Annotated in this window: 16 protein-coding genes; 7 read left to right on the top strand and 9 right to left on the bottom strand. The window is 60.8% G+C overall.

Annotated features, from left to right (window positions below):
* Positions 1 to 397 precede the first annotated feature (397 nt).
* The 6 genes from HX801_RS27300 to cobA all read left to right on the top strand — a co-directional run bounded on the left by HX801_RS27300 (position 398) and on the right by cobA (position 9,740).
* Positions 398 to 1,609, top strand: a complete 1,212-nt coding sequence (locus tag HX801_RS27300) for a NarK/NasA family nitrate transporter (protein WP_003215029.1) — start codon at positions 398 to 400, stop codon at positions 1,607 to 1,609.
* Positions 1,609 to 3,279, top strand: a complete 1,671-nt coding sequence (locus HX801_RS27295; RefSeq protein WP_177023065.1) for a bifunctional protein-serine/threonine kinase/phosphatase — start codon at positions 1,609 to 1,611, stop codon at positions 3,277 to 3,279. The genes HX801_RS27300 and HX801_RS27295 overlap by 1 nt, the downstream gene beginning before the upstream one ends.
* Positions 3,280 to 3,511: 232 nt before the next feature.
* Entirely contained in the window at positions 3,512 to 5,965 is a 2,454-nt protein-coding gene (gene nirB / locus HX801_RS27290) for a nitrite reductase large subunit NirB (RefSeq protein ID WP_003215025.1), read from the top strand.
* Positions 5,962 to 6,279 (top strand): nitrite reductase small subunit NirD, encoded by a 318-nt coding sequence (gene nirD, locus HX801_RS27285; RefSeq protein WP_003215022.1) that lies wholly within the window; start codon positions 5,962 to 5,964, stop codon positions 6,277 to 6,279. Before nirB ends, nirD begins: the two co-directional genes overlap by 4 nt.
* Positions 6,279 to 8,987: a nitrate reductase gene (locus HX801_RS27280; RefSeq protein ID WP_177023064.1), complete on the top strand. Its 2,709-nt coding sequence runs from the start codon at positions 6,279 to 6,281 to the stop codon at positions 8,985 to 8,987. Before nirD ends, HX801_RS27280 begins: the two co-directional genes overlap by 1 nt.
* A 9-nt stretch (positions 8,988 to 8,996) precedes the next feature.
* Positions 8,997 to 9,740 (top strand): uroporphyrinogen-III C-methyltransferase, encoded by a 744-nt coding sequence (gene cobA / locus HX801_RS27275; RefSeq protein ID WP_003215019.1) that lies wholly within the window; start codon positions 8,997 to 8,999, stop codon positions 9,738 to 9,740.
* 60 nt (positions 9,741 to 9,800) lie between these two features.
* Here cobA and HX801_RS27270 read toward each other — a convergent pair whose 3' ends face one another.
* From HX801_RS27270 to ppsA, 8 genes are all read right to left on the bottom strand, one after another.
* Positions 9,801 to 10,784 (bottom strand): OmpA family protein, encoded by a 984-nt coding sequence (locus tag HX801_RS27270; RefSeq protein WP_003215016.1) that lies wholly within the window; start codon positions 10,782 to 10,784, stop codon positions 9,801 to 9,803.
* Between the two features lie 107 nt (positions 10,785 to 10,891).
* Positions 10,892 to 11,482 (bottom strand): RNA polymerase sigma factor SigX, encoded by a 591-nt coding sequence (gene sigX / locus HX801_RS27265; RefSeq protein ID WP_003215014.1) that lies wholly within the window; start codon positions 11,480 to 11,482, stop codon positions 10,892 to 10,894.
* Positions 11,483 to 11,569: 87 nt separating this feature from the next.
* Positions 11,570 to 12,394, bottom strand: coding sequence for a mechanosensitive ion channel domain-containing protein (locus HX801_RS27260; protein WP_008432650.1), 825 nt, complete (start codon positions 12,392 to 12,394; stop codon positions 11,570 to 11,572).
* Between the two features lie 2 nt (positions 12,395 to 12,396).
* Entirely contained in the window at positions 12,397 to 12,642 is a 246-nt protein-coding gene (locus HX801_RS27255) for a hypothetical protein (protein WP_003215011.1), read from the bottom strand.
* A gap of 86 nt (positions 12,643 to 12,728) precedes the next feature.
* Complete coding sequence (locus HX801_RS27250; protein WP_003215009.1) at positions 12,729 to 13,724, bottom strand: zinc transporter ZntB; 996 nt, start codon at positions 13,722 to 13,724, stop codon at positions 12,729 to 12,731.
* Positions 13,725 to 13,749: 25 nt separating this feature from the next.
* Complete coding sequence (gene rraA / locus HX801_RS27245; protein ID WP_003215007.1) at positions 13,750 to 14,241, bottom strand: ribonuclease E activity regulator RraA; 492 nt, start codon at positions 14,239 to 14,241, stop codon at positions 13,750 to 13,752.
* 222 nt (positions 14,242 to 14,463) lie between these two features.
* Positions 14,464 to 15,453, bottom strand: coding sequence for an alpha/beta fold hydrolase (locus HX801_RS27240; protein WP_003215005.1), 990 nt, complete (start codon positions 15,451 to 15,453; stop codon positions 14,464 to 14,466).
* Positions 15,454 to 15,560: 107 nt separating this feature from the next.
* Entirely contained in the window at positions 15,561 to 17,936 is a 2,376-nt protein-coding gene (gene ppsA / locus HX801_RS27235; protein ID WP_003215003.1) for a phosphoenolpyruvate synthase, read from the bottom strand.
* Between the two features lie 178 nt (positions 17,937 to 18,114).
* Between ppsA and HX801_RS27230 the strand changes: the two genes are divergently transcribed.
* Positions 18,115 to 18,933 carry a pyruvate, water dikinase regulatory protein gene (locus HX801_RS27230; protein ID WP_003215001.1) on the top strand — a complete coding sequence of 273 codons (819 nt, stop codon included), beginning with the start codon at positions 18,115 to 18,117 and terminating at the stop codon, positions 18,931 to 18,933.
* A gap of 190 nt (positions 18,934 to 19,123) precedes the next feature.
* Here the strand turns inward: HX801_RS27230 and HX801_RS27225 are convergent, their stop codons facing one another.
* Positions 19,124 to 20,548, bottom strand: coding sequence for a PLP-dependent aminotransferase family protein (locus HX801_RS27225; protein WP_032899027.1), 1,425 nt, complete (start codon positions 20,546 to 20,548; stop codon positions 19,124 to 19,126).
* Positions 20,549 to 20,577: the final 29 nt, after the last annotated feature.

Genomic DNA, 20,577 nt, shown 5'->3' with positions numbered 1-20,577 from the left:
CCACGATGGCCGGAGTGCGGGCATGCCGAGCCTAAGCGAGGCACCGAGTGGTGGGGCAAAGACCTTTTACTTTTGGCTGGGCCGGCATTCCGGGCGTTTGCCAAAAGTGACCCGCTGTAAGAGCGGAACCCTAAGCCGCCGTTACCGCAGCAACGGATATGTACACCACACCACAACGCCCCCACCCCCTGTTGGCCCACCTCTTGCTAAAGAATCCCCACAGGTAGCCAACGGCGGTTGCCCCCTCCACGACAAAGACGTCGCACACCCGGTTTGCCCCAGCGAACCCGGTGGCGGCGTTTTTTCGTTTTGGCCCCATAGCCCGGGGCCGATGGGGCGGCCACAGCCGTTCCATCACCAGGCCTTCTCATAAGACCCCTTACCGCTGAGGTGCGTGATGAAATCAAGCTTCTGGAAATCCGGTCACACCCCGACCCTGTTCGCCGCGTTCCTGTATTTCGACCTGAGCTTCATGGTCTGGTACCTGTTGGGCCCATTGGCGGTACAAATCGCCGCCGACCTGCACCTCACCACCCAACAACGCGGCCTGGTGGTCGCCACCCCCATCCTGGCCGGCGCAGTGCTGCGGTTCCTGATGGGCATGCTCGCCGACAAACTCTCCCCCAAGACCGCCGGCCTGATCGGCCAGGTGATTGTCATCGGCGCCTTGTTCGTCGCCTGGAAACTCGGAATCCACAGCTACGAGCAAGCCCTGCTGCTGGGCATGTTCCTCGGCATGGCGGGAGCCTCGTTCGCCGTCGCCCTGCCCCTGGCGTCCCAGTGGTACCCCGCCGAGCACCAGGGCAAGGCCATGGGCATCGCCGGCGCCGGCAACTCCGGGACGGTGTTTGCGGCCCTGCTGGCACCGGTGCTCGCCGCCGCGTTTGGCTGGAGCAATGTGTTCGGCTTCGCACTGATCCCGCTGATCCTGACGCTGATCGTCTTCGCCTGGCTCGCCCGCAACGCCCCGCAACGACCCAAGGCCAAGTCCATGGCCGACTACTTCAAAGCCCTGGGCGACCGCGACAGTTGGTGGTTCATGTTCTTCTACAGTGTGACCTTCGGTGGTTTCATCGGCCTGGCCAGCGCCCTGCCCGGCTATTTCAACGACCAATACGGCCTGAGCCCCGTCACTGCCGGCTACTACACCGCCGCCTGCGTATTCGGCGGCAGCCTGATGCGGCCTTTGGGCGGCGCCCTGGCCGACCGTTTCGGCGGGATTCGCACCCTGCTCGGCATGTACGGCGTGGCAGCGATCTGCATCGCGGCGGTGGGGTTCAACCTGCCAAGCTCCTACGCAGCACTGGCGCTTTTTGTGTGCACCATGCTCGGTTTGGGTGCCGGTAACGGTGCAGTCTTCCAACTGGTGCCCCAACGCTTTCACCGCGAGATTGGTGTGATGACCGGCCTGATCGGCATGGCCGGCGGCATCGGCGGTTTCGCCCTGGCGGCGGGCATGGGCGCGATCAAGCAAAGCACCGGCAGCTATCAGTTGGCGCTGTGGTTGTTCGCCAGCCTGGGCGTGCTGGCCTGGTTCGGCCTGTACGGCGTCAAGCGTCGCTGGAGAACCACTTGGGGCTCGGCTGCGGTGACGGCTGCACGGGTCTGATGAGCCTGCAACTGAGCTTCGCCCAAGCCAGCGCCACCGGCCCACGGCAGGAAAACCAGGACGCCTTGCGCCTGGTCACCCCCGCCCCGGAGCTGGCCGCCAGCAAAGGCTACCTGTGTGCCATCGCCGATGGCGTCAGCCAATGCGCCGATGGCGGACTGGCTGCGCGCTCGACCTTGCAAGCGCTGGCCCTGGACTATTACGCCACGCCGCAAACCTGGGGCGTGGCCCAGGCCCTGGAACGCTTGCTGGTGGCCCAGAATCGCTGGCTGCAAGCCAACGGCGGCGGCCAGCCGTTGCTGACCACCCTCAGCGCCCTGGTGTTTCGCGGCCAGCGTTTCACCCTGGCCCATGTGGGTGATTGCCGGGTGTACCGCTGGCTCGATGGCCAGTTGCAGCGCCTGAGCCAGGAGCATGTGTGGGAGCAACCGGGCATGCAGCATGTGCTCAAGCGCGCCATGGGCCTGGATCAGCATCTGGTGCTGGATTTCCTCGACGGCGAGTTGCGGGCAGGCGAGTGTTTCCTGCTGCTCAGCGACGGCGTGTGGGCGACCCTGGATGACAACAACATCAGCGCAATCCTGCGGGAACAGTCGGACCTGGACCTCGCGGTAAACACCCTGGTCAGCGCCGCGCACCTGGCCGGTAGCCAGGACAACGCCAGCGCCCTGCTGGTCCGCGTCGACCAGCTTGGCGCCGCCACCCTCGGCGATGCGCTGGTGCAGTTGCAGCAATGGCCCCTGCCGCCCCCCCTGAAACCCGGCCAGCGCTTCGAAGGCTGGCACGTAGAGTCGCTGTTGGGGCAAAGCCGCCAATCCTTGCTCTATCGGGTGCGCGATGCCCATCAACAGGCGTGGCTGCTGAAGACCTTGCCGCTCAGCCACGACGATGACGTGTTCGCCGCCCAGGCATTGCTGTCAGAGGAATGGTTCCTGCGCCGGGTCGCCGGCCGCGCGTTTCCTGAAGTCCATCCAGCCAGTGGCCGTCAGCATTTGTACTACGTGATGCGTGAATACTCCGGCCAAACCCTGGCCGAACTGTTCAAGCACCAGGGCCCATTGCCCCTGGCGCAGTGGCAAACCCTGGCAGAGCGCCTGTTGCGTGCCGTCGGGCTGCTGCACCGCCGGCAGATCCTGCACCGCGACATCAAGCCGGAAAACCTGCTGCTGGCCGAGGATGGCGAATTGCGTGTGCTGGACTTCGGCCTGGCCTACTGCCCCGGGCTCTCGGAGGATCGCGCGCACCTGTTGCCTGGCACGCCAAGCTTTATCGCCCCGGAAGCCTTCAATGGCGAACGCCCTACCCCGCAACAGGACCTGTATAGCGTCGGTGTGACCTTGTATTACCTGCTCACCGGGCATTACCCCTACGGCGAAATCGAAGCTTTCCAGCGTCCCAGGTTCATTACGCCTGTCGGCGCCAGCCGCTACCGCCCCGACCTGCCCGACTGGCTGCAACAGAGCCTGGAGCGCGCAGTCGCCGCGCAACCCGAGCAGCGTTATGAAACTGCCGAGGAATGGTTGCTGGTACTGGAGCAGGCGGATCGCCGCGAGTTGAGCACGCGACCAAAACCGCTGCTGGAGCGCGAACCGCTGAAGGTCTGGCAAACGTTGGCCGTGCTGTCGTTGCTGATCAATCTGGTGCTGTTGTACTGGCTGTTGCACCACTAAGAGGCGAATTTTCTCGATACATCGCCGCCTCACTTAGCAAAACCGGCCAAAATCCTACTTGGCACAACCGCTGCATTAGCTTTCCCATCAACACACATATAGCCGCACCTTCAACGTCGAAGGTCGGGCTTCCCGAGAGAACGGGACCAGGACAAAGGCGTCCTCGCTACTTACGTAGCGGGGACGCCTTTTTTTGTTGCGCACGATTTGTCGAGCCACTGCGGAGAACGACATGAAGAAACTCAAACTGGTGATGATCGGCAACGGCATGGCCGGGGTTCGCACCCTTGAAGAATTGCTCAAGCTGAGCAGCGACCTGTACGACATCACCGTTTTCGGCGCCGAGCCCCACACCAATTACAACCGCATTTTGCTGTCGCCGGTGCTGGCCGGTGAGCAGACCTTCGAAGAGATCGTGCTCAATGACTTGAGCTGGTACCTCGATAACAACATCAAGCTGTTGCTTAACCGCAAAGTGGTGCAGATCGACCGGGTCAAACGCAAAGTCATCGCCGAAGACGGCAGCGAGGCCGAGTACGATCGCCTGCTGATCGCCACCGGCTCCACGCCGTTTATCCTGCCGATCCCGGGCAATACGTTGCAGGGTGTGATCGGCTACCGCGACATCGCCGACACCCAGGCCATGATCGACACCGCCAAGACCCACAAGCACGCGGTCGTCATCGGCGGCGGCCTGCTGGGCCTGGAGGCCGCCAACGGCCTGATGCTGCGTGGCATGCACGTGACCGTGGTGCATATCGGCGAGTGGCTGCTGGAACGGCAATTGGACAAGACCAGCGGCCAGTTGCTGCAAACCGAACTGGAAAGCCGTGGCCTGGTGTTTCGCTTGAAGGAGCAGACCGAGGCGCTGCATGACGCTGGCAACGGCCGCGTCGGCTCGGTGCAATTCAAGAATGGCGATGTGATCCCCGCCGACCTGGTGGTGATGGCTGCGGGCATCCGCCCCAACACCGAACTCGCGGAAAAATCCGGCATCCCGTGCAACCGTGGGATTCTGGTCAACGACACCCTGCAAACCTACGACCCGCGCATCTATGCCATCGGCGAATGCGCCAGCCATCGCGGGATTGCCTACGGCCTGGTGGCACCGCTGTTCGAGCAGGCCAAGGTCTGCGCCAACCACCTCGCCCAGCTGGGCTTCGCGCGCTATCAAGGCTCGGTGACCTCCACCAAATTGAAAGTCACCGGCATCGACCTGTTCTCCGCCGGGGACTTCATGGGCGGCGAAGGCACGGAAACCATCACGCTTTCCGACCCGATTGGCGGCGTGTACAAGAAGCTGGTGATCAAGGACGACATCCTCGTCGGCGCCTGCCTGTACGGCGATACGGCTGACGGCGGCTGGTATTTCCGGCAGATCCGTGAGAACCATGCCATTGGCGAGATCCGCGATCACCTGATGTTCGGTGAAAATGCTTTGGGCGATGTAGGCCACCAAGGCCAGGACAAAGCCATGAGCATGGCCGACACCGCCGAAGTCTGCGGCTGCAACGGCGTGTGCAAGGGCACCATCGTCAAGGCGATTCAGGAACACGGGCTGTTCAGCGTCGATGATGTGAAGAAGCACACCAAGGCTGCCAGTTCCTGCGGTTCCTGCGCCGGGCTGGTGGAACAAATCCTGATCAACACCGTGGGCGGCGCGGCGGACGTCAAACCGAAAAGCGAAAAAGCCATCTGCGGCTGCAGCGACCTCAACCACGGGCAAATCCGCCAGGCCATCCGCGACCAGCACCTGCTGACCATCGCCGGCACCATGAGCTACCTGAACTGGCGCACCCCGAACGGCTGCGCCACCTGCCGCCCGGCACTCAACTACTACCTGATCTCCACCTGGCCCGGCGAGGCAAAAGACGATCCGCAATCGCGCCTGATCAACGAACGCGCCCACGCCAATATTCAGAAAGACGGCACCTATTCGGTAGTCCCGCGGATGTGGGGTGGTGTGACCAATCCGTCGGAACTGCGGCGCATCGCTGATGTGGCCGACAAGTACAACGTGCCGATGGTCAAGGTTACCGGCGGGCAGCGCATCGATTTGCTCGGCATCAAGAAGCAGGACTTGCCCGGCGTATGGAAAGACCTCGATATGCCATCCGGCCACGCCTATGGCAAATCCATCCGCACCGTGAAGACCTGCGTCGGCAGCGAGTTCTGCCGCTTTGGTACGCAGAACTCGACGCAACTGGGGATTGAGCTGGAACATGACCTGTTCAATATGTGGTCGCCCCACAAGGTCAAGCTGGCAGTGTCCGGCTGCCCGCGCAACTGCTCGGAAGCGGGGATCAAGGACGTGGGAATCATCGGCGTCGATTCCGGCTGGGAGATGTACATCGGCGGTAACGGCGGGATCAAGACCGAGGTCGCCGAGTTCTTCGTCAAGCTGAAAACCGCCGAAGAAGTGCGCGAATACAACGGCGCTTTCCTACAGCTCTACCGGGAAGAAGCCTTCTACCTGGAGCGCACCGTGCACTACCTGCAACGGGTCGGCATGGAGCACATCAAGAAGGCTGTACTGGAAGACCCCGCGCGGCGCCAGGCGCTGAATGAACGCCTGCAATTTTCCCTGTCGTTCGAGCAGGACCCGTGGAAAGAACGCCTGGAACAGCCGCTGCTGAAAAAGGAATTCGACACCATCCCCGTCAAACTGCTGGAGGTGCCGGCATGAACTGGCTGGATATCTGCGCCCTCGAAGAAATAAATGCCCTGGGCTCGCGCATCATCAGCGGGCCAAAAGGCGACATCGCGATTTTTCGTACCAGTGACGACGAGGTTTTCGCCCTCGACGACCGCTGCCCGCACAAGGGTGGCCCGCTGTCCCAAGGCTTGATCTACGGCAAGCGCGTGGCCTGCCCGCTGCACAACTGGCAGATCGACCTGGAGTCCGGGGAGGCCCAGGCACCGGACGTCGGCTGCGCCCATCACCACCCGGCCCGTGTGGAAAACGGCCGGGTGATGTTGGCGCTGCGGGACGCCGGTTGATGAACCGCCAGACCACCGCGTCCACCTGCTGCTACTGCGGGGTCGGTTGCGGCGTACTGATCGAGCATGATGGCTCGCAGATCCTCGGCGTCAGTGGCGATCCGAGTCATCCGGCCAACTTCGGAAAATTGTGCAGCAAGGGCTCCAGCCTGCACCTCACCGGAGACCTCGCGGCCCGCGCGTTGTACCCGGAACTGCGGCTGGGCAAAGGCCTGGCCCGCAGCCGCACCGACTGGGATACCGCCCTGGAGCACACGGCGAACGTGTTTGCCGAAACCATCGCTGAACACGGGCCGGACAGCGTGGCGTTCTATATATCCGGGCAGTTGCTGACCGAGGATTACTACAGCTTCAACAAACTCGCGCGAGCGCTGGTGGGCACCAACAATATCGACAGCAACTCGCGGCTGTGCATGTCTTCGGCGGTGGTCGGCTACAAGCGCAGCCTGGGGGCCGACGCGCCACCGTGCAGCTACGAGGACCTGGAGTCGAGCGACTGCGTGATGATCGTCGGCAGTAACATGGCCTACGCGCATCCGGTGTTGTTCCGACGCCTGGAGGAAGCCAAGGCCCGCCGGCCACAGATGAAAGTGCTGGTAATTGATCCCCGGCGCACCGACACCTGCGACTTGGCGGACCTGCATCTGGCGATTCTGCCGGGTACGGATGTCGCATTGTTCCATGGGATCCTGCACTTGCTGTTGTGGGAAGACTGGATCGACCGCGACTTTATCCAGGCCCATACCGACGGCCTGGTCGAACTCAAACGCCTGGTTCACGACTACACACCGCAAATGGTCACGCAGTTGTGCGGGATCAGTGTCGAGCAACTGCACCTGTGTGCGGAATGGGTCGGCACCTCGGCGAGTTTTCTGTCGTTGTGGTGCATGGGGCTCAATCAGTCCACCGCCGGCAGCGCGAAGAACAGCGCCTTGATTAACCTGCATTTGGCGACCGGCACCATCGGCCGCCCTGGCTGCGGACCTTTCTCCCTGACGGGTCAGCCGAATGCCATGGGTGGGCGGGAAACCGGCAGTTTGTCGAATTTACTGCCTGGCCATCGTGAGGCTGCCAACCCCGAACATCGGGCAGAAGTAGCCGCGTATTGGGGGGTCGACCAACTGCCGGCCAGCACCGGGCTGACCGCCATCGAATTGTTTGAACAGATGCAGGCCGGCAAGATCAAGGCCTTGTGGATCGCGTGCACCAACCCCGCCCAATCCCTGCCCGACCAGAACACCGTGCGCCAGGCCCTGGAAGCGTGTCCGTTCGTGGTGCTACAGGAAGCCTTTCGTACAACCGAGACGGCGCGTTACGCCGACCTGTTGCTGCCAGCCGCGAGCTGGGGCGAGAAGGAAGGCACAGTGACCAACTCTGAGCGGCGCATTTCCCACGTTCGCCGAGCCATCGCCCCACCTGGGGAAGCGCGGCCGGACTGGGCAATCACCGTGGATTTTGCCCAACGCCTGGAGCAGCGTCTTTGTCCCGGAAAACCGGGGCTTTTTGCCTTTGAGCAACCGGCACAGATCTTTGATGAATACAAGCTGCTGACCCGTGGCCGGGACCTGGACCTGTCGGGTATCAGCCACGCGCTGCTGGACCGGATAGGCCCGCAGCAATGGCCATTCCCGGCCGATGCGGTGGGCGGAACACCAAGGCTGTACACCGACGGATTTTTCCCTACGGAGACTGGCCGCGCGCACTTTGTCGCCGACCCTTATCGCGCCGCCAAGGAGCAGCGTGACGCGCGCTTCCCACTCACCCTGATCACCGGCCGCCTGCGGGACCAATGGCATGGCATGAGCCGCACCGGCACCGCTGCGCAGCTGTTCGGCCATGTCAGTGAAGCAGTGCTCAGCCTGCACCCGGACGAACTGCGTCGCCATCGCTTGAAGGAAGGGGATCTGGTCAGCCTGAAAAGCCGGCGCGGCAGCGTGATTGTGGCCGTCGGCAGCGATGACAGCGTGCGTCCCGGCCAGGCTTTCCTGCCGATGCACTGGGGCGACCGTTTTCTTAAAGGCGGCGTAAATGCGCTGACCCAGCCGGCATTCGACCCGCTGTCCAAACAGCCGGAACTCAAGCACAGCGGCGTGCGCCTGGAGGCGGTGCGACTGCCCTGGCACTTGTTTGCGCTGATTGAAGGCGATGTGCAGCAACACTTCGAAGCGTTGCGACCGCTGTGTGACGGCTTTGCCTACGTCAGCCTGAGCCTGACCGGACGCGAGCGGCCTGCCCTGCTGATTCGTGCGGCGCATCACGAGGCGCCCGCCCTTGAACTGCTCAAGCAGATCGACCAACTGCTGGGCCTCAACGACGGCCCCGTGATGGCGTACGACGACCCGCGGCGCTCCATTGGCAAGCGGGTAAAGATTGAAAAAGGCCGTATCACCGCGATCCGCCTGGCTGGCGAAACCCTGGCTCGCCACTGGCTGCAAAGCCTGTGGCTGGAAGGTCGCACCGATGAGCAGTTACGCCGCTGGTTGTTGGCGCCATTGAGTGCGCCACCGGGGGGCGGCTCAAGCAGCAACAAGACGCTGTGCAACTGCAAGAACGTCAGCGAAAGCGCGGTCTGCGCCGGCATTGCCCGGGGCCTGGACCTGAACGGGCTGAAGCAGGAACTGGGTTGCGGCACGCAATGCGGCTCCTGTGTGCCGGAAATCAAACGGTTATTGGCGAGCGGCGAGCAGCCAATCGCGATCAGAGTGTGAGGCAAGCATATGAGCGCAAAAGTCTGGCTGGTGGGCGCAGGCCCCGGCGATCCGGAACTGCTGACACTCAAGGCGGTGAGAGCCCTGCGGGAAGCCGATGTGGTGCTGATCGATGATCTGGTCAACCCGGCGCTGCTGGAGCATTGCCCCGCTGCACGGCTGATCACCGTGGGCAAACGCGGTGGCTGCCGTTCCACCCCACAGGCATTTATCCATCGCCTGATGTTGCGTTATGCCCGGCAGGGTAAATGCGTGGTGCGGCTCAAGGGCGGCGACCCGTGCATTTTTGGTCGCGGCGGCGAAGAGGCGGCGTGGCTCAGGCAGCAAGGGGTGGAAGTGGAGTTGGTCAACGGCATTACGGCAGGGCTGGCCGGGGCAACGAACTGCGATATCTCGCTGACGTTGCGCGGTGTCAGCCGTGGCGTCACGTTGGTCACGGCCCATACCCAGGACGACAGCAGCCTCAATTGGCGGGCCCTGGCAGAGGGCGGCACGACGCTGGTGATCTATATGGGGGTGGCGAAACTGGGGGAAATCCGCCGGCAATTGCTGGAAGGTGGCATGAGCGATGACATGCCGGTGGCGATGATTGAAAACGCTTCACTGCCACAACAGCGCGAATGCCGCAGCAGCCTCGCCCGGATGCAGGATGATGCGCACGAATTCGCGCTCAAGAGCCCGGCTATCCTGGTGATTGGCCGGGTTGCTCAAGCGACGCAGGCGCTTGCGGCCCTGGCCAGCGCCACGGCCTGAGGCAAATTGCAGGCGAAAAAAAGCCCGGCCTAAGCCGGGCTTTTTTCTACAACTCAGTAATTACTGAGCTGCTTGTGCTTCTACCGAGGCTTCTACGCGACGGTTGATAGCACGGCCAGCTTCAGTTGCGTTGTCAGCAACTGGGCGGGACTTGCCATAACCAACCGAGCTTACACGGTTAGGAGCGATACCGTCTTTGACCAGGACTTGCTTAACAGCGTCAGCACGACGCTGGGACAGCTTCTGGTTGTAAGCGTCAGGACCGACGGAGTCAGTGTGACCTTCAACAACGGTGGTGGTTTGTGGGTACTGTTTCATGAAGTCAGCGAGGTTTTTCACGTCGCCGTAGCTGTTAGGCTTAACAACCGACTTGTCGAAGTCGAACTTCACGTCCAGCTCAACACGAACAACCTGAGCAACCGGAGCTTCTGGCTCTGGGGTTGGCTCTGGAGCTGGTGCTGGGGTAGGAGCTGGAGCAGTTTTGCCAGCGTTGCCGCCGAAGTTTACGCCCAGGCCAACCAGTGCGGAGTAGTCCCACTTGCCGTTGTCGATAGCGTAGTCAGCTTCAACACCAGCACGTGCGAACAGGTTGTCGGTGAAGTAGTACTTCACACCAGCGCCAGCGATAGCCAGGGTCGATTGATCGCGACCTTTGTGACCATCAGCTTCAACGTTGGTACGGCTCTGGTGGCCGAAACCGCCCTCTACGTATGGACGCAGGGAGTCGACGCCAGCTTGACCGAAGTGGTACTGGGCAGTAACGCTGCCGGTATCACCTTTGATCTTCTGGTTGCCAGTACCGTCGTTCGAACGGGTGTGGTTGGTAGTGTCGTAGTTCAGGTTGATCGACACGTCGTCGGTCAGGAAGTAACCGATGCTGGCGCCAGGATTGAAGCCGTCTTCGATATGTTTGACGCTATCGTTGAACTGCTTTTTGTAAAACAGCTGGCCTTCAACTGCGCCTTGGCCTTGTGCCAGAGCGCCGACAGAAGTGGCAGCAATAAGAGTACCAATGGCCAAGCCCAAGGTGTTTTTCAGTTTCATCCGTTAAATCCCCATCTGGTGATTGTAAAGCAGTCCCACATACCGGGGGACAACTCGGCGACAAGTCTAACAGAACTTGCCTACACGTAAGAGATATTTGCCACGCACTAAGTTTCAGTGCTGCCCGCAAATTTCTCACGTAATTTATCAAGAGCGCGTTTGTAACGCATTTTTGTAGCACTCAAACCCATATGCATGATGTCAGCGATCTCCTGAAACTCCAGCTCTGCGACAAATCGTAGCACCAGAATTTCCCGGTCAATCGGATTCACATGCACCAACCAGCGATCGAGTCCGCCCTTTTCTTCCGGGGTAGGCGCCTTTTCCTCAGACGCTTCCTCAAGGGGGTCCAGACTCAAAGCATCCATCAAGCGACGCTTTCGCCGTTCCTTCCGATACTGCGTGATGCACTCGTTGTACGTGATGCTATAGAGCCATGTCTTGAACTTCGATTTTCCCTCGAAGTTCTTCAGGCCGTATAGCACCTTGAGCATCACTTCCTGACAGACATCATCCGCATCTCTATCGTTCCCTAAATACCTTGAACAAACGTTGAACAGAGTGCGTTGATACCTGCGCATCAATTCTTCGTACGCGCGTGTTACGTGAAACAGCTCCGTGTGCGAGCGCGCGACCAACTCCTCATCAGAGAGCTCACGGGGGTCATAGCGCGTGGACAGCGTTTGGGCTTTATTCAAAACAAGTCGTGCCGACAGTCAGGTCAATGTCCGCCATGGCCTGGATACCCAGGTTTGCGGCGGCGTACATTAGCAGGATTCGCCGGGTTAGCGGCTAGTCACATGCTGTTCCAGCAGGATCCGGTTCGAAAGCGACACCAGTTCGCCATCGTCCGTCAGCACTGTCGTCTTGACCGTGCCGATCTCCTCGATCTGCCCTTCGACCTCGCCCACACGCACTTGTTGCCCAACCTGATATAGCTCACGCACATAGATTCCCGCAAGAATCTGCCCGGCAATTTCCCGGCTTCCCAGTCCCATGGCCAGCGCAACGGCCAGACCAACGGTAATCAAAACAATCACAATCACATGGTTCAGCAGGTCAGTCTTGACCTCCAGCTGGCTGATCGCGACCGAAATACTGATGATAATCACCAGACCCTGGGCAATTCGCCCCAGGCCGCTGGCGTAATCCAGACCCACGCCTTCAGCCGCGCCACGCACCAGGCCATTGGCCAGTTGCGCCAGCAAAACCCCTACCAGCAACACCAGCGCGCCACCGAATACTTTCGGCAAATACAGCGCCAGCATGTCGAGCGTAGCTGAAACTCGCTCAAGTCCAAGGGATTCAGCCGCAGAAACCAGAAAAATCAGCAAAACAAACCAATAAACGATCTTGCCGATCAGTGTCGAGATCGGCACTTGCAACCCGGCACGCCCCAAAATCTTGGTCAGGCCGGTGCCACCCATCAATCGATCAAGACCCAGCTTAGCCAGCAATTTGGAAAGCAGGGTGTCAAGCAGCTTGGCCACGACAAAACCCAGCAGTACCACCACCAGTGCACCAAACAGGTTGGGAATGAAATTCGCCACCTTGGTCCACAACGCAGTCATTGCAGTTACCAGACTCTGGGTCCAGAGATCGAGTTCCATATTCATTCAGCCTTATCAGCAGTGCGAGCAAGAGGTTTACGACGGGAAACCGGTGAGACATGGGCCGAACCATTGTTCAAGGCCATCATCAACGCCGGCAACCAGCGGCCAAGCAGACCGAACAGATCCCCCGCCCCGACCTGGCGGTTGGCGGTTTTCAAGACGCGACCCAGGCAAGCATCGTCGTCCCGGTTGGACGGCGAGGCATTGAGCATGTCACGCAAAGACTGTTCGAACGGATCGTGCATAAAAAACCTCTCGCAAGTGATTTAAAAGACGAGGGTAAAATTCTTCGGGTCACATGACCTCTTTCCACGTTCAGGTCACATTCAGCTCAAACCCAACGTAACCGTCGAAACAACCACCATTGCCCGACCGCCACCGTGACCATCATCAGGCAGGCAATCAGGAACCCGTAAGGGCTGGAAGAGAACGGAATTCCGCCTACATTGATGCCCAGCAAACCGGTCAGGAAACTCATCGGCAGGAAGATCCCGGTGATGATCCCGAAGCGGTACATGGTGCGGTTCATGCGCAGGCTCAAACGCCGGTCTTCGGTCTCCAGCACAAGCCCCACGCGCTCCCGGGCCAGCTCAAGCTCTTCCAGGTAGCGGGTCAGGCTGTTGTTCAATTCGTTCCAGTAGTCAGCATCGTCGTCACAGAACCAGGGCAATTTGATCCGGGTCAACTGCGCGAAAATATCCCGCTGCGGCGACAGGAAACGTTTAAGCCCGGCGGCGCGCCGACGGATCTGCAAAACGCTGCCGTGCTCCGGAGTATACCGTTCGTCGGCATCCAGTTTTTCTTCTTCGATATCGACGATTTCGGACAAGTCGCTGACCAGATCCTGAACCTTGTTGGTCAGGTACTGCGCCATATACAGGACCAGTTCCGAGGAAGTCTTCGGCCCCTTGCCGTCTGCCAGTTGCACCAGCAACTCGTCGGTGGCGCGCAATGGGCGCAAACGCAGGGAAATCACCCGCGCTGCCGAGGCAAAGATCCGCACCGAGACCATGTCTTCCGGTTCGGCGCCGGGATTGAGGTTGACCCCGCGCAAAAACAGCAGCAGTTCGGCATCCGGCAGCGGCAACAGGCGTGGGCGAGTGTTCTCCTCCAGCAGCAGGTCACAGGCGAATTCGCTGAGGCCGCTGGATTTGCGCAACCAGGTCTGGGTCTGGGGATGGCTACGGTCCCAATGCAGCCACAGGCTTTCCTGAGGCTGCAGTTGCAGCTCATCAAGCTCTGTCCGGGCAATCGAACGCGCACCACCTTTACCGTCCAGCACCAGGGCATGCACCAGCCCCCACTGCGCGTTTTCTTCCTCGAACATCCTCACCCCTGTCGGCTACGGCTATTTATTCAGGCATTTTCAGCGGGCTTGGGGAGACGATCACGCCGTTATTGTCGGCGTACACGTACTCGCCCGGGCGGAAGGTCACGCCGGCGAATGTCACCGCCACGTTCAAATCGCCAATACCGCGCTTGTCAGTCTTCATCGGGTGGCTGGCCAGGGCCTGCACGCCCAGGTCGGTCTGGGCGATCACGTCGACATCGCGGATGCAGCCGTAGATCACCAGCCCTTCCCAGCCGTTTTTCGCGGCTTTCTCGGCGATCATGTCGCCCAGCAACGCGCGGCGCAGGGAACCCCCACCATCGACCACCAGCACCTTGCCGGCGCCATTGAGCTCGGCTTGTTCCTTGACCAGGGAATTGTCTTCAAAGCACTTGATGGTCACGATCTCGCCACCAAAGGAGTCCCGGCCGCCGAAATTGCTGAACATCGGCTCAACCACCTGCACCAGCTCCGGATAGGCGTCACACAGGTCGGGGGTAAGGTAATGGTTCATCGAGAAACTCCTGTAGGTGAAAGAAGGTGTCAAACATCCCACTGTTTACTTACATCTGGAAACGCTTTGCCGTGAAGGTTCTTTAATCCGGGCCGAATAGTCAGGCCCATCGGATAGCAACGCAAGACCCACTGCGCGACTGAATATGACCAGAACCACCCAACGCGTCATATCTTAGCCTCTACGGCAAACAAGCGAAACGCCCCTGATAGAGCCTTGCGCTCAAACCGCTGCCAGTTCCTGCGCCTGCGCCCCCAGCAAAGGTGTAAGCGGATTTTTCAACCAGCGCGTCACCAGCGGCCACACTTCAGCCTGGGCGGCCTTGCTGACGAGCATCTCGACATGCCCGAAATCCCCGCTGAACCCTTGCTGGCGCCCCAGGCACAGGTATTGGCGATGCTCGGAGCCGACCTGCTCAAAGAGCTTGCGACAGGCCCAGTCCGGGTCCTGGTGATCGCCGGCGGCGCTCACCGCCAACAGCGGCACGTCAACCTCGGCCAGGCCTTTCCACCAATCCTGCTTACCTTCGCCAAAGCGGCCGAACAGCCCATTCCAGCGCATGGCTTCAATCAATACGCCCGCCGGCTCGTCCTCCGGGCCGCGTTTCCACCGAGCGCCGGACAATTGGCCGAAACGTTTCAAGAGCAGGCGACCGGTCCACTCCACCGGTGGCAACTTCAACGGCCAATGCGTGCGACTGACCTGGCAGCCAAACAGCGCCACCGAGGCCACTGCCGGCGCGCCAAGGTGCTGCCCACCCAGGGCCGCAGCCAGGGTTGTGCCACCCAGGGAATGCCCGATCCAGTGGGGAATCTGCCCGCTTTGCTCACGCACGAAGGCGGCAATGGCCGGCAAGTCGTAGCGAGCATAGTCGGCGACACGATTCCTGGCGTAGTCCTGGTTGCGCCGGGACAGCCCGTGACCGCGCATTTCCGGGATCCAGACGTCAAACCCTTCGCGCGCCAGGTAGGCGCCCAGGCCGATCCCCTTGGGCGAGTACCAGAAGCGGCGGTTGGAAAAACTGCCATGCAACAAAACCACCGGCACGCCCCGGTTTTCCGGGACGTCAGCCAGGCCCAGGCGGGTCACGGCCAGCTCGACGGTACCGTCAGGGCTGTTGCCGGGTTTCAGCCGATACACATCTTCACTCAGGTCGCCACGACGCTCAGCGCTGATCAAGGCGACGGGAAACAGGTTGCTGCTGCTTTGCATAATGCTCTTGCACAAAAAAGGGCGGCGTCCGGAAGGAGTTCCGCCCTGTACAGAATGAGAAATGCCGGCCAACCGCAAGGTTGACCGGCACTTTTGGGTGTTGCGTGTTACGCCTGGGCTTGACCTTCAGCCAGGAAGAACCAGGTTTCCAGTACGGAATCGGGGTTCAGCGAGACGCTTTCGATGCCCTGCTCCATCAGCCACTTGGCCAGGTCCGGGTGATCGGAAGGGCCCTGGCCGCAGATCCCGATGTACTTGCCGGCCTTGTTGCACGCCTGGATGGCGTTGGCCAGCAGCTTCTTGACCGCAGGGTTACGCTCGTCGAACAGGTGGGCGATGATCCCGGAGTCGCGGTCCAGGCCCAGGGTCAGCTGGGTCAGGTCGTTGGAACCGATGGAGAAGCCGTCGAAGAACTCCAGGAATTCTTCAGCCAGGATGGCATTGGATGGCAGCTCGCACATCATGATGACGCGCAGGCCGTTCTCGCCACGGGACAGGCCGTTTTCAGCCAGCAGGTCCACCACCTGGCTCGCTTCACCCAGGGTGCGCACGAACGGCACCATGATTTCGACGTTGGTCAGGCCCATCTCGTTGCGCACGCGCTTGAGGGCACGGCATTCCAGCTCGAAGCAGTCGCGGAAGGCTTCGCTGATGTAGCGCGAGGCGCCACGGAAGCCCAGCATCGGGTTTTCTTCTTCCGGCTCGTAAAGCTTGCCGCCGATCAGGTTGGCGTACTCGTTGGACTTGAAGTCCGACAGGCGCACGATGACCTTTTTCGGGTAGAACGCCGCTGCCAGGGTGCTGATGCCTTCCACCAGCTTCTCGACGTAGAAGCCCACCGGGTCGTTGTAGCCGGCGATGCGCTTGTCGACGCTTTCCTTGATGTCCGGCGGCAGGCCGTCGTAGTTCAGCAGGGCCTTGGGGTGCACACCGATCATGCGGTTGATGATGAACTCCAGGCGGGCCAGGCCCACACCGGCGTTCGGCAATTGCGCGAAATCGAAGGCGCGGTCCGGGTTGCCGACGTTCATCATGATCTTGAACGGCAGGTCGGGCATGGCGTCGATGGAGTTTTGCTTGATATCGAAGCCCAGCTCACCTTCGAAGATGAAGCCGGTGTCGCCTTCAGCGCAGGACACGGTTACGCCCTGGCCGTCTTTCAACAGTTGGGTGGCGTTACCGCAACCGACCACTGCCGGAATCCCCAGCTCGCGGGCGATGATCGCCGCGTGGCAGGTACGCCCGCCACGGTTGGTGACGATGGCGCTGGCGCGCTTCATCACCGGTTCCCAGTCCGGGTCGGTCATGTCGGAGACCAGCACGTCGCCTGGCTGGACCTTGTCCATCTCGGACACGTCCTTGATGATCCGCACCTTGCCGGCGCCGATGCGCTGGCCGATGGCACGGCCTTCCACCAGCACGGTGCCGGTTTCTTTCAACAGGTAGCGTTCCATGACGTTGGCCGAGGTGCGGCTCTTCACGGTCTCAGGGCGGGCCTGGACGATGTACAGCTTGCCGTCGTCGCCGTCCTTGGCCCATTCGATGTCCATCGGGCACTTGTAGTGCTTCTCGATGATCATCGCTTGTTTGGCCAGTTCGCTGACTTCGGCGTCGGTCAGGCAGAAACGCGCGCGTTCGGCCTTGTCGACATCAACGGTTTTCACCGAGCGACCGGCCTTGGCCTCGTCGCCGTAGATCATCTTGATCGCCTTGCTGCCCAGGTTGCGGCGCAGGATGGCCGGGCGGCCGGCTTCAAGGGTGTGTTTGTGGACGTAGAATTCGTCCGGGTTCACCGCGCCTTGTACGACGGTTTCGCCGAGGCCGTAGGCGCCGGTGATGAACACCACGTCGCGGAAGCCCGATTCGGTGTCCAGGGTGAACATCACGCCGGCGGTGCCGGTTTCCGAACGCACCATGCGCTGCACACCGGCAGACAGGGCCACCAGCTTGTGGTCGAAACCCTGGTGCACGCGGTAGGAAATGGCGCGATCGTTAAAGAGAGAGGCGAACACTTCCTTGGCCGCGCGGATCACGTTTTCCACGCCGCGGATGTTCAGGAAGGTTTCCTGCTGGCCGGCAAAGGAGGCGTCAGGCAGGTCTTCGGCGGTGGCCGAGGAGCGCACGGCGACAGCCATGTCGGGGTTACCGGCCGACAGCGTGGCAAACGCGGTGCGGATCTCGGCGTTGAGCTTCTCGGGGAATTCGGCTTCCATGATCCATTGACGGATCTGGGCACCAGTCTTGGCCAGGGCGTTGACGTCATCGACGTCCAGCGCATCGAGGGCGGCGTGGATCTGATCGTTGAGGCCGCTCAACTCGAGGAAATCACGGTAAGCCTGGGCGGTGGTGGCAAAACCACCTGGCACCGATACACCGGCACCCGCAAGATTACTGATCATCTCGCCCAGGGATGCGTTCTTGCCCCCTACGTGCTCTACATCATGGACGCCGAGCTTATCGAGGGAAACTACGTACTCTACCAAGGTGATCTCTCCACTTTCTGTGTTGGAAAAGCTCAGGACGCCGGCGGCTCAGTAGGAGCGGTTACCGGCGTTTGTGGCCTGGACCTGGAAAATAAGTGAGAATGCGGCCCACTGCGGGACGGCAAAATCGCGCCTATCATATCCAAGATTCGTCATCAGCTTAAGGCCCAAGGCTCAAATGAAACGATCTGCTTTCTTTATCTCCGACGGCACCGGCATTACAGCCGAAACCCTGGGTCAAAGCCTGCTGGCGCAGTTCGAAAACATTACCTTCAGCAAATTCACGCGACCCTATATCGATAGCGTGGATAAAGCGCGAGCCATGGTACAACAAATCAATCTGGCGGCCGAAAAAGACGGATTTCGTCCGATCATTTTCGACACCATCGTCAATCAGGACATTCGTGAGATCCTCGCCACCTCCAATGGTTTCATGATCGACATCTTCTCTACCTTCCTGGCGCCGCTGGAACAAGAGTTAAGTGAACATTCGTCATACTCTGTCGGAAAATCTCACTCCATTGGCCATAACTCCAACTATATGGAGCGGATCGAGGCGGTGAACTTCGCCCTCGACAACGACGACGGCGCCCGCACCCACTACTACGACAAGGCTGATTTGATCCTGGTGGGCGTGTCCCGCTGCGGCAAGACGCCGACCTGCCTTTATATGGCCATGCAGTTCGGGATTCGCGCGGCCAACTACCCGCTGACCGAAGACGACATGGAGCACCTGACGCTGCCGAGCGCCCTGCGCGCGCACCAGCACAAGCTGTTCGGGCTGACCATCGACCCGGACCGCCTGACGGCGATTCGCAACGAGCGCAAGCCCAATAGCCGTTACTCCAGCTATGCGCAGTGCGAATTTGAAGTGCGGGAGGTGGAAAATCTGTTCCGCCGGGAAAATATTGCGCACATCAATTCCACGCATTTTTCGGTGGAAGAGATTTCGGCGAAGATACTGGTGGAGAAAGGGGTGGAGCGGCGGTTCAAGTAACTCCGCGCGCTGGCCAAGGTGCTTGTGTGGCGAGGGAGCTTCTGTGGCAAGGGAGCTTGCTCCCGCTCGACTGCGCAGCAGTCGCAAACCAGACGACTGGTATTTAGTGAATGGCTTTGGGGCTGCTTCGCAGCCCAGCGGGAGCAAGCTCCCTCGCCACAGGGGTCATGTTCACAACAAGCTGTTGGGTTCACAGGTGAAACCGCCCGCCGCCCTGCCCCAGCGCCGTCGCCAGCGCATCGAACCCATCCAGCAGCAACTGATCATCCCCCGACGTATTGCAGATGCTCGCCCGAATGAATTGCGGCACCGCCGTCTGCCCCACGGCAAACGCTTCGGCTGTCGCAATCAGGTAATTGTTCTGCTTTAACTCCGCTTCGATTTCCGACGCGCGCCATGGCTCCGGGACTTCGATCCAGAAGTGCGGGCTGTTCAGGTGAGTGCGGTACTCCAGCCCGATCAACAAACCTTCCACCAGTGCCTTGCGGCGGCTGATTTCCTGGATCTGCTGGTGCAACAGGTGTTCCGCCGTGCCGTTTTCGATCCACTGGGTCGCCAGTTCCAGGGTGACCGGCGTGGCCATCCAGCAGGTGGAACGCAAGGCCGCAGAAATCCGGCTGACCAGCGCCGGCGGTGCATGCACGTACCCAACCCGCAAGCCTGCCGATACCGCCTTGCTCAGGCTGCTGATCAGAATCGTACGCTCCGGAGCAAAATGACTCAGGGGCGGCGGACGGTCTTCCACCAGCACACCGTGGGCCTCGTCCTCAAGAATCAGCAGGTTGTGTTCTCGACAGACCTTCACCAATGCCTCACGGCGCGCGACCGACAGCACCGCTGTCGTAGGATTCTGGATGGTCGGCGTGCAGTACAACGCCGAAACCCGGTGATTGCGGCAGACTTCATCCAGCGCCCCCGGCAGCAGCCCTTCTTCATCCATTTCCAGGCCGATCAGGCGGATGCCCAGCATGCGCGCGGCGGTGATCAGCCCCGGATAGGTCAACTGTTCGGTCACCACTGTATCGCCGGCTCGCAACAGCGCCATCATTGCGCAGAGCAACCCATGCTGGCCGCCGTTCACGCAAATCACCTGCTCGGGAATCGGGTGGAAATCCCGCTGCACCAGCCACTGCGCACCCGCCGCCCGGTAACGCGGCAGCCCGGCATCCGGGGTGTAGGCACTGATGTCCTGCAAGAACTTGGCGTTGTTCGCCAGCGTCTGGAAGCTCTGGGCCAGAAACGTGGTCTCCTGCCCGGGGATGTGCATGTTGCGGCTCATATCAAAGTATTGCCGCGGCTCGTCGCTGAAGTTGCGAAAGCCTTCATCCCGCTGGCGCTCCATCCCACGCTTGCGTACGAAAGTGCCGTCGCCCACCCGCGCAACTACCAGCCCCAGGCGTTCCAGCTCACCGTAGGCGCGGCTGATGGTGCCAATGGTGACCCCCAGATTGTCGGAAAGCACCCGATGAGGCGGCAGTTTTCTTCCCGGTTCAATCAAGCCTTCAAGGATGCCTCGCTCCATGACATCGGACAGGCGCTTGTACTTCACGCCCTGCCCGTTGGAGAGTCCTTCTCGCATAATTGACACCATGTCAATATTTGTTTTGACAGCCATCATTCGCCCTAATAGTGTGCTTTTACGGG

The sequence above is a fragment of the Pseudomonas sp. G1002 genome (assembly GCF_013385455.1).
GTDB lineage: Bacteria > Pseudomonadota > Gammaproteobacteria > Pseudomonadales > Pseudomonadaceae > Aquipseudomonas.
Note: the sequence above shows the minus strand (reverse complement) of the source record. Positions and strands in the feature narration are given on the sequence as shown.

Bases quoted from the DNA above. Each gene is read 5' to 3' on its own strand.
- HX801_RS27300 (WP_003215029.1), top strand. From the start codon at position 398: ATGAAATCAAGCTTCTGGAAATCCGGTCACACCCCGACCCTGTTCGCC.
- HX801_RS27295 (WP_177023065.1), top strand. From the start codon at position 1,609: ATGAGCCTGCAACTGAGCTTCGCCCAAGCCAGCGCCACCGGCCCACGG.
- nirB (WP_003215025.1), top strand. From the start codon at position 3,512: ATGAAGAAACTCAAACTGGTGATGATCGGCAACGGCATGGCCGGGGTT.
- nirD (WP_003215022.1), top strand. From the start codon at position 5,962: ATGAACTGGCTGGATATCTGCGCCCTCGAAGAAATAAATGCCCTGGGC.
- HX801_RS27280 (WP_177023064.1), top strand. From the start codon at position 6,279: ATGAACCGCCAGACCACCGCGTCCACCTGCTGCTACTGCGGGGTCGGT.
- cobA (WP_003215019.1), top strand. From the start codon at position 8,997: ATGAGCGCAAAAGTCTGGCTGGTGGGCGCAGGCCCCGGCGATCCGGAA.
- HX801_RS27270 (WP_003215016.1), bottom strand. From the start codon at position 10,784: ATGAAACTGAAAAACACCTTGGGCTTGGCCATTGGTACTCTTATTGCT.
- HX801_RS27260 (WP_008432650.1), bottom strand. From the start codon at position 12,394: ATGGAACTCGATCTCTGGACCCAGAGTCTGGTAACTGCAATGACTGCG.
- HX801_RS27255 (WP_003215011.1), bottom strand. From the start codon at position 12,642: ATGCACGATCCGTTCGAACAGTCTTTGCGTGACATGCTCAATGCCTCG.
- HX801_RS27250 (WP_003215009.1), bottom strand. From the start codon at position 13,724: ATGTTCGAGGAAGAAAACGCGCAGTGGGGGCTGGTGCATGCCCTGGTG.
- rraA (WP_003215007.1), bottom strand. From the start codon at position 14,241: ATGAACCATTACCTTACCCCCGACCTGTGTGACGCCTATCCGGAGCTG.
- HX801_RS27240 (WP_003215005.1), bottom strand. From the start codon at position 15,453: ATGCAAAGCAGCAGCAACCTGTTTCCCGTCGCCTTGATCAGCGCTGAG.
- HX801_RS27230 (WP_003215001.1), top strand. From the start codon at position 18,115: ATGAAACGATCTGCTTTCTTTATCTCCGACGGCACCGGCATTACAGCC.
- HX801_RS27225 (WP_032899027.1), bottom strand. From the start codon at position 20,548: ATGGCTGTCAAAACAAATATTGACATGGTGTCAATTATGCGAGAAGGA.